The sequence below is a fragment of the Caballeronia sp. GAWG2-1 genome (assembly GCF_023631405.1).
Classification (GTDB): domain Bacteria; phylum Pseudomonadota; class Gammaproteobacteria; order Burkholderiales; family Burkholderiaceae; genus Caballeronia.
Genome location: NZ_JALQDD010000042.1, coordinates 49,785 through 64,653, shown reverse-complemented (window position 1 = coordinate 64,653; position 14,869 = coordinate 49,785). Strand labels below are relative to the sequence as shown.

Sequence of the window (14,869 nt, the reverse complement as noted above, 5' to 3'; positions counted from 1 at the left end):
TTCCAATGGCTAATATGTTCGCCCTGATTCTGGCGATAGCGACGCTGATTACTGGCATCGTATGGGTAATTGATCGTTTTAAATGGGCACCCGCGCGTCGCGCGAAACAGGCTGAGGCTCAGGCCCAGACCGGTAACGCGCTCGACAGCAAAACGCTGGCGAAGGTCGCTGCAAAGCCAGGCTGGGTTGAAACGACCGCATCCGTGTTCCCGGTGCTGGCCGTGGTTTTCATCGTGCGTTCGTTTATCTACGAACCGTTCCAGATTCCCTCTGGCTCGATGATGCCGACACTGCTGATTGGTGACTTTATCCTGGTGGAGAAGTTTGCTTACGGCATCAAGGATCCGATCACCCAGACGACGCTGATCCCAACCGGTCAGCCGAAGCGCGGCGATATCGCGGTATTTAAATACCCGAAAGATCCGAGCCTGGATTACATTAAGCGCGTTATCGGCCTGCCGGGCGACAAAGTCATTTATGATCCTTACAGCAAAACGCTGACGGTGAAACCGACCTGCTCCGATGATAAAGCCTGTGACACAGCGTTAGCGGTAACTTACACCGACGTTGAGCCAAGCAACTTTGTTCAGACCTTTAGCGGCTTTGATGGCAACGAAACCGGCAACGGTTTTTATCAGGTGCCGCAGGGCGATACCCTGCGCGGTGGTTTGCGCCTGGGAACCCGCAAAGAGACAATCGGTAACGTGACGCATGACATTCTGCTGGTAAACGAAGCGCAGAGTCAGGCAGGCATGTATTATCAGCAGCCGGGTCAGCCGCAGGCGAGCTGGGTCGTGCCGAAAGGGCAATACTTCATGATGGGCGATAACCGTGATAACAGCGCCGACAGCCGCTACTGGGGCTTTGTCCCGGAGCGTAATCTGGTCGGTAAAGCGGTCGCAATCTGGATGAGCTTTGAGAAACAAGAAGGCCAGTGGCCAACCGGCGTGCGATTCAGTCGCATCGGTGGTATCCACTAACATTATTGTCTGATTAACAGGCAAATCGGGTGGCCTCCTCAGGGAGGCCACTGCACACCAAACGGAACGTGTTGGATTACCAGCCCCGTTTGGTATGCAGAGTCACAGACGCAACAAAGAACTGGAATCGCATGAACCCCATCCTGATTAACAAGCTTCAGCGCAAACTGGGCTACACTTTTACTCATTCGGAACTGTTACAGCAGGCCCTGACTCACCGCAGCGCCAGCAGTAAGCACAACGAACGCCTGGAATTTCTTGGCGATTCTATTCTTAGCTATGTGATTGCTAATGCCCTTTATCACCGCTTCCCGCGGGTTGATGAAGGTGACATGAGCCGCATGCGCGCCACGCTGGTGCGGGGCAACACGCTGGCTGAAATGGCTCGCGAATTTGATCTTGGCGAGTGCCTGCGCCTGGGACCCGGTGAGCTGAAAAGCGGCGGTTTCCGTCGTGAATCGATCCTGGCGGATACGGTGGAAGCGCTGATTGGCGGTATCTTCCTCGACAGCAGTATTGAGCGGGTAGAGCAGCTGATCCTCGACTGGTATCAGACCCGCCTCGACGAAATCAGTCCTGGCGACAAACAAAAAGATCCGAAAACGCGCCTGCAGGAGTATCTGCAGGGACGTCATCTGCCGCTGCCAAGTTATCTGGTAGTACAGGTACGTGGCGAAGCCCACGATCAGGAATTCACCATTCACTGTCAGGTGAGTGGCATGGCCGAGCCGGTTGTCGGCGTCGGCTCCAGCCGTCGTAAAGCTGAGCAGGCAGCGGCTGAACAGGCACTGATAAAATTAGGTCTTGAATAGATCTGTCGGGGTGACAGTGCCGGAACCGGCACTGACCATTAACCTGACACTCTATCCCGGCGTCAGAAGACGCTGAATGACACATGACTCAAATAGCACTCTTTCGGCGCCGCATCAGGCGCTGAACAATTCAGGACTCGAATGAGCGAAAACGTTACTTATTGCGGCTTTGTCGCGATTGTTGGCCGACCAAACGTCGGTAAATCCACCTTACTGAACCAGTTGCTGGGGCAGAAGGTGTCGATCACCTCGCGTAAGCCGCAAACCACGCGCCACCGTATCATGGGCATTCATACCGAAGGCGAATATCAGGCGATCTACGTCGATACCCCGGGTCTGCACATGGAAGAGAAGCGCGCTATTAACCGTCTGATGAACCGCGCAGCCAGCAGTTCCATTGGCGACGTAGAACTGGTGATCTTCGTGGTTGAAGGCACCCGCTGGACGCCCGATGATGAGATGGTGTTGGGCAAACTGCGCGACAATAAAGTGCCGGTGGTGCTGGCGATCAATAAGGTCGATAACATCCAGGACAAAAGCATTCTGCTGCCGCATCTGCAGTTCCTGAGCCAGCAGATGAACTTCCTCGATATCGTACCTATTTCCGCTGAGAGCGGCAAAAACGTCGATACCATTGCGGCGATTACCCGCAAGCATCTGCCGCAGGCCGATCATCACTTCCCGGAAGATTACATCACCGACCGATCACAGCGTTTCATGGCGTCAGAGATGATCCGTGAAAAACTGATGCGCTTCCTGGGTGCTGAACTGCCTTACTCCGTTACGGTTGAGATCGAGCGCTTCGTCACCAACGAACGTGGCGGTTACGACATTCACGGTCTGATTCTGGTTGAGCGCGAAGGGCAGAAGAAGATGGTGATTGGCAATAAAGGCGCCAAAATCAAAGTCATCGGAACAGAAGCGCGCAGAGACATGGAAGAGATGTTCGAAGCGAAAGTGCATCTCGAACTGTGGGTGAAAGTGAAATCCGGCTGGGCAGATGACGAACGTGCGCTGCGCAGCCTGGGTTATACAGACGATCTCTGATTCAATGGAAGGCTGGCAACGCGCCTTTGTGCTGCATAGTCGCCCCTTCAGCGAAACCAGTCTGCTGCTCGACCTGTTCAGCGAAAGCGAAGGGCGGGTGCGGGTTCTGGCCAAGGGCGCACGTTCGCGGCGCTCGCAGCTGAAGGGGGCGTTACAGCCTTTTACCCCGCTGCTGGTTCGCTGGAGCGGGCGCGGGGAAGTCAAAACCCTGCGCAATGCCGAAGCGGTGTCGCTGGCTTTACCGCTCAGCGGCATCACGCTCTACTGCGGTCTCTACGTCAATGAGCTGGTCTCTCGCGTATTGCAGCAGGAATTCCCCTTCTCAGAACTCTTCTTCGACTATCTCAACTGCCTTCAGGCATTAGCCTCAACGCACGGCAAGCCCGAACCGGCACTGAGGCGTTTTGAACTGGCGCTGCTCGGTCACCTGGGTTATGGCGTCGATTTCCTGCACTGCGCCGGTAGCGGCGAGCCGGTCAGCGACAACATGACGTACAGCTACCGCGAAGAGCGCGGCTTTATTGCCAGCCTGGTGGTCAATCAGCGCAGCTTTACCGGCCGCGAATTGCGCGCCCTGTGCGAGCGAGAGTTTCCCGATGCCGACACTCTGCGCGCCGCGAAGCGTTTTACCCGCATCGCCCTGAAGCCCTATCTTGGTGGCAAGCCGCTGAAGAGTCAGGAGCTGTTCCGCCAGTTTATCCCGAAGAAAAAGCCTGAACAGGCAGAAGAATAGCGCTGGTCGTACCGCCTGTTTAACTTTGCGCGGTACACTCAACATCACGATGAAAAAGAAGTGAGGATGGTCATGGCTGAGTTGCTGTTAGGCGTCAATATCGATCACATTGCCACGGTGCGTAACGCCCGTGGGACAAACTATCCCGATCCGGTGCAGGCGGCGTTTATCGCCGAGCAGGCGGGCGCAGACGGCATTACCGTGCACCTGCGCGAAGATCGCCGTCACATCACTGACCGCGACGTGCGTATCCTGCGTGACACCATCCAGACGCGGATGAATCTGGAGATGGCGGTCACAGATGAGATGATCGGCATCGCCTGTGATATCCAGCCCCACTTCTGCTGCCTGGTGCCGGAAAAGCGTCAGGAAGTGACCACTGAAGGCGGGCTGGATGTGGCGGGGCAGCAGGAGAAGATGAACGCGGCCGTACGACTGCTGAGTGACGCAGGCATTCTGGTTTCGCTGTTTATCGATGCCGATCACCGCCAGATTGAAGCGGCCGTGGCCAGCGGCGCGCCTTACATCGAAATTCATACCGGCGCTTACGCCGAAGCACCAGAGGGACTGGCGCGTGACGCTGAGCTGGCGCGTATCCGTCACGCCGCGACCTTTGCCGCCAGCCTGGGACTGAAGGTCAATGCCGGTCATGGTCTGACCTACCACAACGTGCTGCCGATTGCGGCGCTGCCGGAAATGCATGAGCTGAATATCGGCCATGCGATTATTGGCCGCGCGGTGATGAGTGGCCTGCCGGATGCGGTGAAAGAGATGAAGCAGCTGCTGCGTGAAGCCCGTCGCTGATGGCTATTCTGGGACTGGGTACGGACATCGTTGAGATTGAACGCATCGCCGGGGTAATAGAGCGCTCCGGCGACCGGCTGGCGCGGCGGGTGCTGAGCGAAGCCGAATGGCAGCAATATCAGGCGCACAAGCAGCCGGTGCGCTTTCTCTCTAAACGCTTTGCGGTAAAAGAGGCGGCAGCAAAAGCCTTTGGCACCGGTATTCGCGGTGGTCTGGCGTTTAATCAGTTTGAAGTTTACAACGATGCGCTGGGAAAACCGGGATTACGCTTCTTTCAGCATGCCGCTGAAGTGGCGGAGAGGCTGGGCGTTAAACACGTTCACGTGACGCTGGCCGATGAGCGTCACTACGCCTGCGCCACGGTGATCATTGAAAGCTAGCCGTGCAGCAGCACGAACTTCTCCCACAGCGCATCACGTGATTCGGTGTGCTGTGGGTCAATGATGATGGTGTTGTCGATGGGGCATACCTGCTGACAGGTTGGCGTCTCATAATGCCCGACACATTCCGTGCAGCGGCTGACATCAATCTCATAGATCGCATCGCCCAGTGAAATGGCCTGGTTCGGGCACTCCGGTTCACACATATCGCAGTTAATGCATCTGGACGTAATCAACAGCGCCATTTTACCCACCTGATAACAACAGAAAAAGCGCGGGTATTATACGCGCTGCCGCTGATCAGACCAGCTTTTTCACCAGCGCTTCGCTGTGGCGAATATGACTGGACGCGCGTTCCGGATCGTTTTGCACCAGCGCCATAAACAGCAGATCGGTCAGTGCCAGCTGCGCCGTGGTCGAGGAGATGGCCGCGCTGCGGGTACTCTGCTCCTCCGCCACCGTATAGAGACAGTAACTGGCGCTCTGCTGCAGCGTATTCGGCGTAAAACCGGTAAACGCCACCACATCGGCGCCTACCTGAACCGCCTCCTGCGCGGCCAGATTGATCTCCCGCCGTTCACCGGTGTAAGAGATGGCGAGCAGCACATCGCCGGGCCCCATCGCCTGCACGCTGGCCAGCAGGGCGTGCATATCCTGCTCCGCCACCGCATTGATGCCAATCTTCATCAGCTTCCAGGAGAAGTCCTTCGCCACCAGACCCGAAGCGCCGATGCCCACCAGTAAAATACGCCGGGCATTTTTCAGCAGCTGTAACACATCGTTGAGCTTCTCTTCGCTGTTGATATCCAGCGTGGCGCGGATCGCCGAGAGTTTCTCCGTCAGCAGCTTCTCACCCACCATTTTAAGGGGATCGTCGCTGAGGATATGGTTATGTACGGTAATGGCATCTTTGTCCGCCAGTGACTCACTCAGGGCCAGCTTAAGCGCCGGAAAACCTTTGTATCCCAGTTTCTGAGCAAACTTCACCACGCTCGACTGGCTGACGCCAGACTCTTCCGCCAGCTTTTGCGAACTCAGGTGGCGCGCCCGATCGGGTTGCGACAGTAGAAAATCAGCCAGCCGACGCTCGTTCAATGCCAGACGTGGATAAAGCTGGCGAATGCGCAGCAATGAACTCATGCCCAATCCTCGTAATTCAGGGATAATCTGTGAAGAATAAACTATTCATCAGGCATTGTAGTCATCGGAATTAAAAATGACAGTCATCGCCGTAGCGCCTGATGATGGCTACACTACTCTTTATCATTCCAGAATCAGCCTGAAGGAGAGTTGTTTGACCAGGGGAACACAACGTCGCGTCGTATTTTTTGACCTGGATGGCACTTTGCACCAGCAGGACATGTTCGGCACTTTTATGCGCTATCTGCTGCGTCGCCGACCGCTTAATCTGCTGCTGGTGGTGCCGTTATTGCCGGTAGTGGGTATCGGCTTGCTGTTTAAAGGCCGGGCGGCACGCTGGCCCATGAGCCTGCTGCTCTGGTCTATTACTTTTGGCCGTTCTGAGCGGACGCTGCTGCAACTCGAAGCCGAATTTGCGCAGTGGTTCCGCCTGCGCGTCAAAGCCTTTCCGGTGGTTCAGCAGCGCCTGACCGATTATCTCGGCAGTGATGATGCTGACGTCTGGCTCATCACCGGATCGCCACAGTCTCTGGTGGAGCAGGTCTATTACGACTCCGCGTTTCTGCCACGCGTGAAGCTGATTGCCAGTCAGATGCAGCGCGGCTGGGGCGGGCGGGTACTGGCAATGCGCTGCCTCGGCCATGAGAAAGTGGCACAGCTGGAAGAGAAAATCGGCACGCCGCTACAGCTCTACAGCGGCTATAGCGACAGCAAACAGGACAACCCGCTGCTGTTTTTCTGTCAGCATCGCTGGCGCGTAACACCCGCAGGTGAGCTGCAACAGCTGGAATAAGTTTCTAAAGGATCGGTGAGACCGCTATAATGCGCCGCTTTTCTGTCGCCCGGAGTGGTCAGCATGAAACAACAAGATGAATACTGGATGCGCCATGCGCTTGACCTGGCGCGCCGGGCGTGGGAGCAGGGCGAAGTGCCGGTGGGCGCGGTGCTGGTTCAGAATGACCGGGTGATCGGTGAAGGCTGGAACCGGCCCATCGGCCAGCACGATCCGACGGCGCATGCGGAGATTATGGCGTTGCGGCAGGGCGGTAAAATACTGGAAAATTATCGTCTGCTGGACACCACGCTCTATGTGACGCTGGAGCCGTGCGTGATGTGCGCCGGCGCCATGGTACACAGCCGCATCAGCCGGCTGGTCTACGGGGCGCACGATATCAAAAGTGGAGCGGCAGGATCGCTGCTCGATGTGCTGGGGCACCCCGGCATGAATCATCAGGTTGAATTACAGAGCGGCGTGCTGGCTGAAGAGTGTGCCGCTATGCTGAGCGACTTCTTCCGTATGCGTCGTGAGCAGAAAAAAGCGCTGCGGCAGGCGCAACGCCAGGATTAATTCATGGCGATCTTTGGTTCGACCGCCGGATAGCCTTTGGCCAGTTCGGCCTGTGCTTCTTGTGCTTCAGCCTGCTGCGCCAGGCGTTTTTCCTGCTCCTGCAGATAACCCACCAGGCTTAACTGATATTTGCGGATGTTCTCCACATAGTTATAGGCTTCATGCCCACGGGCATAGCCATAAGCTGTCTGGGTGTAGTAACGCTTCTGACTCAGCATGGGCAGACGCAGCTTCACATCCGCCCAGCTATCCGGATTACCCCCCTGGCGGGCAGTGAGTTTACGGACATCCAGCATATGGGCATAGCCCATGTTATAGGCCGCCAGCGCAAACCAGATGCGCTCATCTTCCGGGATGGTCTGCGGCACCTTCGCCATCATATCCTGCAAATACTGACTGCCGCCGCGAATGCTCTGTTCGGGATCGGTCCGGTCGCCCACATCCAGGCTCTCAGCGGTGTTACGGGTCAGCATCATCATGCCGCGCACGCCGGTAGGGGAGGTGGCCTGCGGGTTCCAGTGCGACTCCTGATAGGAGATCGCCGCCAGCAGTCGCCAGTCAATGCTGGTGGCGTACTTCTCAAACAGCGGTTTGATGTCAGGCAGCGTGTTGTCGATGGCGCGCAGGAAAGTGCGGGTATCGACATAATCAAAGGTGCCGACGTGGCCGAGATATTTCTCCTCCAGTCGCGCCATCGCCCCTTCTTCACCCATACCGTTAAAGAAGTCGAGCATCGCGGCATTCAGGCTGTCGTCATCGCTGTGCCGCACATACCATGTGACCGGCTCTTCATCAGTGACGTCAAACGCCACCGCCAGCTGCGGATAGATGCGCTGCAGCAGAGCGATGGTCACGGAGTCGCCAATCGTATAGTCGAGCTTGCCGTCTGCCACCGCTTCCAGCAGGGCTTTAGGACTTTGATCGGTGGAGATCGCCCAGTCCAGATCGGGGTACTGATTTGACCGCGCGCTCTTCAGCGTTGACAGATACGCCGATCCTGACGCAACAGTCAGCCGCCCCTTTAAGTCACCGAGGTTTTTAGGGCGCGGCTTATCCACGCGATAGACCAGCTGCTGCGAAACGTTGTAGTAGCCTGGCCCGGTCTGATAGCGGGTCAGGCGTTCGCTGTTGTAGTTCAGACCCGCGGCCAGCAAATCGGCTTTGCCATCATCTAAATCGTCAAACAGATCGCTCAGGTTGGGACGTACTGTCACCTTGAGTTTGACGCCCAGATAATCGGCGAAGCGTTTTGCCAGCTCATAATCCATACCGGCCGGAGATTGGTTCACTGTGTAGTAAGTCAACGGGGAATTGATGGTACTGACACGCAGTACTCCCCGTGATTTAATCTGTGAAATCTGGTCCTGCCCACCCCCATACCAGGGAATGGATGGCCATAGCGCTAACGCTAACAGCACGGCAACCAGACCGATAAACAGATAATTAAATTTTAGGCGTTTCAAATAGTTATCTCTCGCTGGCTCTAAGGCCTCTGTCTTTTAAAGGCAGTATTTGTCTTCTTTGAACTCCCAGAGCGAGGGGCATTTTGCGCAACAAAATCACGCTGAGCAACTTTTATAGCAGCTTTTGCGCAAAATTCAGGCAAATCCGGGTCGCCAAAAATTGTGCGCAAACGGTTTCGTCGCGAGGTCGCTTTCTCTATAATACGCCCCGTTTTCCCTGTTGCGCCCAATGAAGCGTCGCCCGGCGCCCTGACGAGAGATTTATTAATGGAAATTCTGCGTGGTTCGCCCGCCCTGTCGGCATTTCGTGTAAACAAACTGCTGACCCGCTTTCAGGACGCTCATCTGCCGGTGAGTGATATTTACGCTGAGTACATCCATTTTGCTGATGTCAGCACGCCCTTAAGCGCTGACGAACAGAGCCGTCTGCAGCGCCTGCTGAAATATGGTCCCTCTCTCGCTGAACATGCCCCACAGGGGCGTCTGCTGCTGGTGACGCCTCGTCCCGGCACCATTTCGCCCTGGTCATCCAAAGCCACGGACATTGCCCACAACTGCGGTCTGCCGCAGGTACGTCGCCTGGAGCGCGGCCTGACCTTTTATGTACAGGCCCCACAACTGACGGAAGCGCAGTGGCAAACGCTGGGCACACTGCTGCACGATCGGATGATGGAAACGGTCTTCGGCGATCTGGCGCAGGCTGAACAGCTGTTCGCGCATCACACGCCACAGCCGGTGAAAAGTGTCGATCTGCTGGGGGAGGGCCGTCAGGCGCTGGTTCAGGCGAATATCTCACTGGGTCTGGCGCTGGCTGACGATGAAATCGACTATCTGGTGGCGGCGTTTACCGCATTGGGCCGCAATCCCAACGACATTGAACTCTATATGTTTGCGCAGGCGAACTCTGAGCACTGTCGTCACAAGATCTTCAACGCCGACTGGATTATCGACGGCGAGAAACAGCCAAAGTCGCTGTTTAAGATGATCAAAAACACCATGGAGCAGACGCCGGACTACGTGCTCTCTGCTTACAAAGATAACGCCGCCGTGATGGAAGGCTCAGAGGTTGGCCGCTTCTTTGCTGACGCCGGAGAGAGCGAATACCGCTGGCATCAGGAAGCCGCACACATCCTGATGAAGGTGGAAACCCATAACCACCCAACGGCCATCTCGCCGTGGCCTGGTGCTGCGACCGGTTCCGGTGGTGAAATCCGTGATGAAGGCGCAACCGGAAGGGGTTCGAAGCCAAAAGCGGGCCTCGTCGGTTTCTCTGTATCGAACCTGCGTATCCCTGGCTTTGAACAGCCGTGGGAAGAGGACTTCGGCAAACCGGCCCGCATCGTCAGCGCGCTGGAAATTATGACCGATGGCCCGCTGGGCGGCGCTGCATTTAACAATGAATTTGGTCGTCCGGCTCTGAATGGTTACTTCCGTACCTATGAAGAGCAGGTCACCAGCCACAACGGCACTGAGCTGCGTGGCTACCATAAGCCGATTATGCTGGCGGGCGGCATCGGGAATATCCGTGCCGATCACGTGCAGAAAGGTGAAATCACCGTAGGCGCGAAGCTGGTGGTGCTGGGCGGTCCGGCAATGAACATCGGCCTGGGCGGCGGCGCGGCGTCATCAATGGCCTCGGGTCAGTCTGATGCCGATCTCGACTTTGCCTCGGTACAGCGTGATAACCCGGAGATGGAGCGCCGTTGTCAGGAAGTGATCGACCGCTGCTGGCAGCTGGGCGATGAGAACCCGATTCTGTTTATCCACGACGTGGGCGCTGGCGGTCTCTCCAATGCGATGCCGGAGCTGGTCAGCGATGGTGGTCGTGGCGGCCGGTTTAACCTGCGTGACATCCTGAGTGATGAGCCTGGCATGAGTCCGCTGGAGGTCTGGTGTAACGAATCACAGGAACGTTATGTGATGGCAGTGGCACCCGATCAGCTGGCGCAGTTTGAGGCAATTTGCCAGCGTGAACGCGCACCGTTCGCGGTCATTGGTGAAGCCACCGAAGAGCTGCACCTGAGCCTGGAAGATAGTCATTTCGGTAATAAGCCGATCGATATGCCACTTGATGTCCTGCTGGGCAAAACGCCGAAGATGACGCGGGATGTGGTGACGCAGCAGACACAGGGTACTGCCCTGCAGCGTGACGGCATTACGCTGGTCGATGCGGTGAACCGCGTGCTGCATCTGCCTGCCGTGGCGGAAAAAACCTTCCTGATCACCATCGGTGACCGCAGCGTGACCGGCATGGTTGCGCGCGACCAGATGGTGGGACCGTGGCAGATCCCGGTTGCCAACTGTGCGGTGACAACCGCCAGCCTCGACAGCTATCACGGCGAAGCGTTTGCCCTGGGCGAACGTTCACCGGTTGCGCTGCTGGACTTCGCGGCATCGGGTCGTCTGGCCGTCGGTGAAGCACTGACCAACCTGGCGGCTACCCACATTGGTTCGCTGAAGCGTGTGAAGCTTTCCGCAAACTGGATGTCCGCAGCCGGTCATCCGGGTGAAGATGCCGGTTTATATGCGGCGGTGAAAGCGGTCGGCGAGGAGCTTTGCCCGGCGCTGGGGATCACCATCCCGGTCGGTAAAGATTCGATGTCGATGAAAACACGCTGGCAGGAAGGCAGCGAACAGCGCGAAATGACCTCACCGCTGTCGCTGGTAATTACCGCTTTTGCCCGCGTCGAAGATGTCCGTCGCACCGTCACGCCACAGCTGCAGGCCGATCGGGATAATCTGCTGCTGCTGATCGATCTGGGCAACGGCGCGAATACGCTGGGCGCAACCGCGCTGTCGCAGGTTTACCGTCAGCTTGGCGACAAACCTGCCGACGTGCGCGATGCCGCTCAGCTGGCGGGCTTCTTCAATGCCATCCAGGCGCTGGTGGCTGAGCAGAAACTGCTGGCTTATCACGATCGCTCCGACGGTGGTCTGCTGGTGACGCTGGCCGAGATGGCGTTTGCTGGTCACTGCGGCATCGACGTTGACATCGCCTCGCTGGGTAACGATGCGCTGGCTGCCCTGTTTACCGAGGAGCTGGGCGCGGTGATTCAGATCAACGCCGCCGATCGCGCCGTGGTTGAGCAGATCCTGGCGGATCACGGCCTTGCCGACTCGACGCATCTGCTGGGCAGCGCGCATCCGGGCGATCGCTTTGTGATCCGTTCTGGTGACAGTGCGGTCTACAGTGAAAGCCGCAACACGTTGCGTACCTGGTGGGCGGAAACCACCTGGCAGATGCAGCGTCTGCGCGACAACCCGGCGTGTGCCGATCAGGAGCATGAAGCGAAGAAAAACGACAGCGATCCTGGCCTGAACGTTAATCTGACCTTTAATCCGCAGGAAGATGTTGCTGCCCCGATGATCGCCACTGGCGCACGTCCAAGGGTCGCGGTGCTGCGTGAGCAGGGCGTGAACTCCCATGTAGAGATGGCCGCCGCCTTTGATCGGGCAGGCTTCACCGCCATTGACGTTCACATGAGCGATCTGCTGGCCGGACGTCGCGGTCTGGAAGAGTTCCAGGCGCTGGTCGCCTGTGGCGGCTTCTCTTACGGTGATGTGCTGGGAGCCGGTGAGGGCTGGGCGAAATCGATTCTGTTTAATCCGCGCGTGCGTGACGAGTTCGAAACCTTCTTCCACCGTCCGCAAACCCTGGCGCTGGGCGTCTGCAACGGTTGCCAGATGATGTCTAATCTGCGTGAACTGATCCCAGGCAGCGATCTCTGGCCACGCTTTGTGCGTAACCAGTCTGAGCGCTTTGAAGCGCGCTTCAGTCTGGTAGAAGTGGCCGCCAGTCCCTCGCTGTTGCTGGACGGCATGGCCGGTTCGCATATGCCTATCGCGGTTTCGCACGGTGAAGGCTTTGTTGAAGTGCGTGATGCTTCACATCTGGCGGCGCTGGAGTCGAAAGGGCTGGTGGCACTGCGCTTTGTCGATAACTTCGGCAAGGTAACAGAAACCTATCCGGCTAACCCGAATGGCTCACCAAACGGCATCACTGCCGTGACCAATGAAAGTGGTCGCGTCACTATCATGATGCCGCATCCGGAGCGGGTGTTCCGCACCGTCAGCAACTCCTGGCATCCGGCAGAGTGGGGCGAAGATAGCCCGTGGATGCGTATTTTCCGCAATGCGCGTAAACAGCTGGGTTAATTTAATCCGCTGAAAAGAGCAGGAGGCCAGTGTGCCTCCTGCTCTTTTTTGTGGCTCTGTTGGCAAATGGCGACAATGAGCATCTCGCACTGTCTCTTTTTGGCGACATCTATCTCGTTGATTTTTAATGAGCGCCCATCAGGCGCGATTTCATGTCGCTCTGCGGAGACAGTTTTCACTTACTGTAATCAGATTTGGCGCAACAGTTGTTCGGCAAGCTTATTCAATCTGCTGAAAAATATAATGATTTATTTTCTGGCATGGAACTTGCTATACTCATGCAGCTGCTCATTCACCTGTTTATGATTGCCCCGCTTAGCGGAGAAGAGCTCATAAAGCCCGAATGACGCACCAAACGGAGCCTGCCGTCCAACTGACCGATAATCGCTTGCGTTATCAAACACCGGACGTAACGTTGAGTAAGGCTCCACCCATTTTTACGCGATGCATCACGCGTCGTGCCAGCGGCAGGCCATCGAGCCTGCCGTTTTCTTTTCTTCCCCTTTCTTCCGCCGACACCTTTCTTCCGCTGACAGAGTCCGTTAGCATCCAGACAGCAAATCTTAAGGAAGCGGCTGCGTGAAAAAATGGCGTTTATTTCCCCGTTCTCTGCGTCAGCTGGTGCTGATGGCGTTTGTACTGGTGCTGCTGCCGTTGCTGGTGCTGGCCTGGCAGGCGTGGGAAAGTCTCTCTGCGTTAAGCGAACAGGCAGCGGATACCAACCGCAATACCTTCACCGACGTTCGCAGAAGTGAGGCGATGGCGCGAACGGCGGTGGAGCTGGAGCGCAGCTATCGCCAGTACTGCGTGCTGGATGATGCCTCGCTGGCGCGCCTTTATCAGACCCAGCACACCCGCTACAGCCAGATGCTGAGTTCGCACAGCGCCAGCCTGCCCGAACTGCCCGCATTCCAGACTTTACAGGCGACGTTGCCGCTGCTGACACCGTTAAAGTGCGATAACGGCAATCCGGTTACGCCTGCCGCAGAGGCGCTGGATCGTTTTTCTGCCACCAATGCGCAGATGGTGCAGGACACGCGCGAAGTGGTGTTTTCGCGCGGCCTTCAGCTGCAGCGCGAAATTGCCGATCGCGGCCAGTTTTTTGGCTGGCAGGCGCTGATTCTGTTTATCATCAGTCTGGCGTTGATGACGCTGTTTACCGGCATGATTATCGGGCCGGTCAAGCGTATTGAGCGGATGATCAACCGGCTTGGCGAAGGCCGGGAACTGGGTAACAGCGTGACATTTCGCGGCCCGCGCGAGTTACGCTCGCTGGGACAGCGCATCGTCTGGCTCAGCGAACGGCTTCAGTGGCTGGAATCGCAGCGCCATGAATTCCTGCGTCATCTTTCTCACGAACTGAAAACGCCGCTGGCCAGCCTGCGTGAAGGCACCGAACTGCTGGCGGACGAGGTAGCCGGTTCGCTGAACGCCGATCAAAAAGAGGTGGTCACTATCCTCGACGGCAGCAGCCGTCATCTGCAGCGGCTGATTGAACAACTGCTTGATTACAACCGTAAACTGGCAGATGGCCCGATCCAACTGGAACCGGTCAGCGTGGCGGAAATTGTGGAGGGGGTAGTGAATGCACACGCACTCTCGGCGCGCGCCAAACTCATGCAGACGGTTGTCGATCTGGAGGTCAGTCACTGCCTTGCCGAACCGATGTTACTGATGCGGGTCATCGATAATCTCTATTCGAACGCCGTGAACTACGGCAGCGAATCCGGTACCATCTGGCTGCGCAGTCAGCAGCAGGGCGATCGGGTCTGGATTGATGTCGCGAACAGCGGTACGCCGATCCCGCCGGAAGAGCAGGCAATGATTTTCGAACCTTTCTTCCAGGGTAGCCAGCAGCGCAAAGGGCCGGTAAAAGGCAGCGGGCTGGGATTGAGTATTGCCAAAGATTGCCTGCGCCGGATGCATGGCGACCTGACGCTGGTCTCCTGCGAGCAGGCTGATGTCTGTTTTCGAATTGAACTGAACACCACAGCCGGGAAAGTCTGA

General features: G+C 57.1%; 13 protein-coding genes. 10 read left to right on the top strand and 3 right to left on the bottom strand.

Annotated elements, in window-relative coordinates; translation table 11 throughout:
- The first annotated feature begins 5 nt into the window (after positions 1 to 5).
- The 6 genes from lepB to acpS all read left to right on the top strand — a co-directional run bounded on the left by lepB (position 6) and on the right by acpS (position 4,756).
- On the top strand, positions 6 to 980 hold the full coding sequence (gene lepB / locus NCR98_RS29540) for a signal peptidase I (RefSeq protein WP_010257658.1): 975 nt from the start codon (positions 6 to 8) through the stop codon (positions 978 to 980).
- Between the two features lie 131 nt (positions 981 to 1,111).
- Positions 1,112 to 1,792, top strand: a complete 681-nt coding sequence (gene rnc / locus NCR98_RS29535; RefSeq protein ID WP_010257656.1) for a ribonuclease III — start codon at positions 1,112 to 1,114, stop codon at positions 1,790 to 1,792.
- A 141-nt stretch (positions 1,793 to 1,933) separates the two neighbouring features.
- Positions 1,934 to 2,839, top strand: coding sequence for a GTPase Era (era, locus tag NCR98_RS29530; protein WP_010257653.1), 906 nt, complete (start codon positions 1,934 to 1,936; stop codon positions 2,837 to 2,839).
- A gap of 4 nt (positions 2,840 to 2,843) precedes the next feature.
- Positions 2,844 to 3,572 (top strand): DNA repair protein RecO, encoded by a 729-nt coding sequence (gene recO, locus NCR98_RS29525; protein ID WP_010257651.1) that lies wholly within the window; start codon positions 2,844 to 2,846, stop codon positions 3,570 to 3,572.
- 72 nt (positions 3,573 to 3,644) lie between these two features.
- Positions 3,645 to 4,376, top strand: a complete 732-nt coding sequence (gene pdxJ, locus NCR98_RS29520) for a pyridoxine 5'-phosphate synthase (protein ID WP_010257647.1) — start codon at positions 3,645 to 3,647, stop codon at positions 4,374 to 4,376.
- A complete protein-coding gene (acpS, locus tag NCR98_RS29515; protein WP_010257645.1) occupies positions 4,376 to 4,756 on the top strand; it encodes a holo-ACP synthase in 381 nt (126 codons plus the stop codon). Before pdxJ ends, acpS begins: the two co-directional genes overlap by 1 nt.
- Here the strand turns inward: acpS and NCR98_RS29510 are convergent.
- Together NCR98_RS29510 and NCR98_RS29505 are read right to left on the bottom strand one after the other, a co-directional pair.
- Complete coding sequence (locus NCR98_RS29510) at positions 4,753 to 5,001, bottom strand: YfhL family 4Fe-4S dicluster ferredoxin (protein ID WP_010671305.1); 249 nt, start codon at positions 4,999 to 5,001, stop codon at positions 4,753 to 4,755. The genes acpS and NCR98_RS29510 overlap by 4 nt on opposite strands.
- A gap of 55 nt (positions 5,002 to 5,056) precedes the next feature.
- Positions 5,057 to 5,896, bottom strand: a complete 840-nt coding sequence (locus NCR98_RS29505; protein ID WP_010257643.1) for a MurR/RpiR family transcriptional regulator — start codon at positions 5,894 to 5,896, stop codon at positions 5,057 to 5,059.
- A 76-nt stretch (positions 5,897 to 5,972) separates the two neighbouring features.
- Here NCR98_RS29505 and yfhb point away from each other — a divergent pair, with 76 nt between their 5' ends.
- Entirely contained in the window at positions 5,973 to 6,689 is a 717-nt protein-coding gene (gene yfhb / locus NCR98_RS29500; protein WP_250528118.1) for a phosphatidylglycerophosphatase C, read from the top strand.
- A 63-nt stretch (positions 6,690 to 6,752) separates the two neighbouring features.
- Positions 6,753 to 7,244, top strand: a complete 492-nt coding sequence (gene tadA / locus NCR98_RS29495; RefSeq protein ID WP_250489350.1) for a tRNA adenosine(34) deaminase TadA — start codon at positions 6,753 to 6,755, stop codon at positions 7,242 to 7,244.
- Here the strand turns inward: tadA and mltF are convergent.
- Entirely contained in the window at positions 7,241 to 8,707 is a 1,467-nt protein-coding gene (mltF, locus tag NCR98_RS29490; protein WP_010257637.1) for a membrane-bound lytic murein transglycosylase MltF, read from the bottom strand. The genes tadA and mltF overlap by 4 nt on opposite strands.
- A 267-nt stretch (positions 8,708 to 8,974) precedes the next feature.
- Between mltF and purL the strand changes: the two genes are divergently transcribed.
- Positions 8,975 to 12,862: a phosphoribosylformylglycinamidine synthase gene (purL, locus tag NCR98_RS29485; protein ID WP_250497565.1), complete on the top strand. Its 3,888-nt coding sequence runs from the start codon at positions 8,975 to 8,977 to the stop codon at positions 12,860 to 12,862.
- Positions 12,863 to 13,441: 579 nt separating this feature from the next.
- Positions 13,442 to 14,869, top strand: coding sequence for a sensor histidine kinase (locus tag NCR98_RS33540; protein ID WP_191918343.1), 1,428 nt, complete (start codon positions 13,442 to 13,444; stop codon positions 14,867 to 14,869).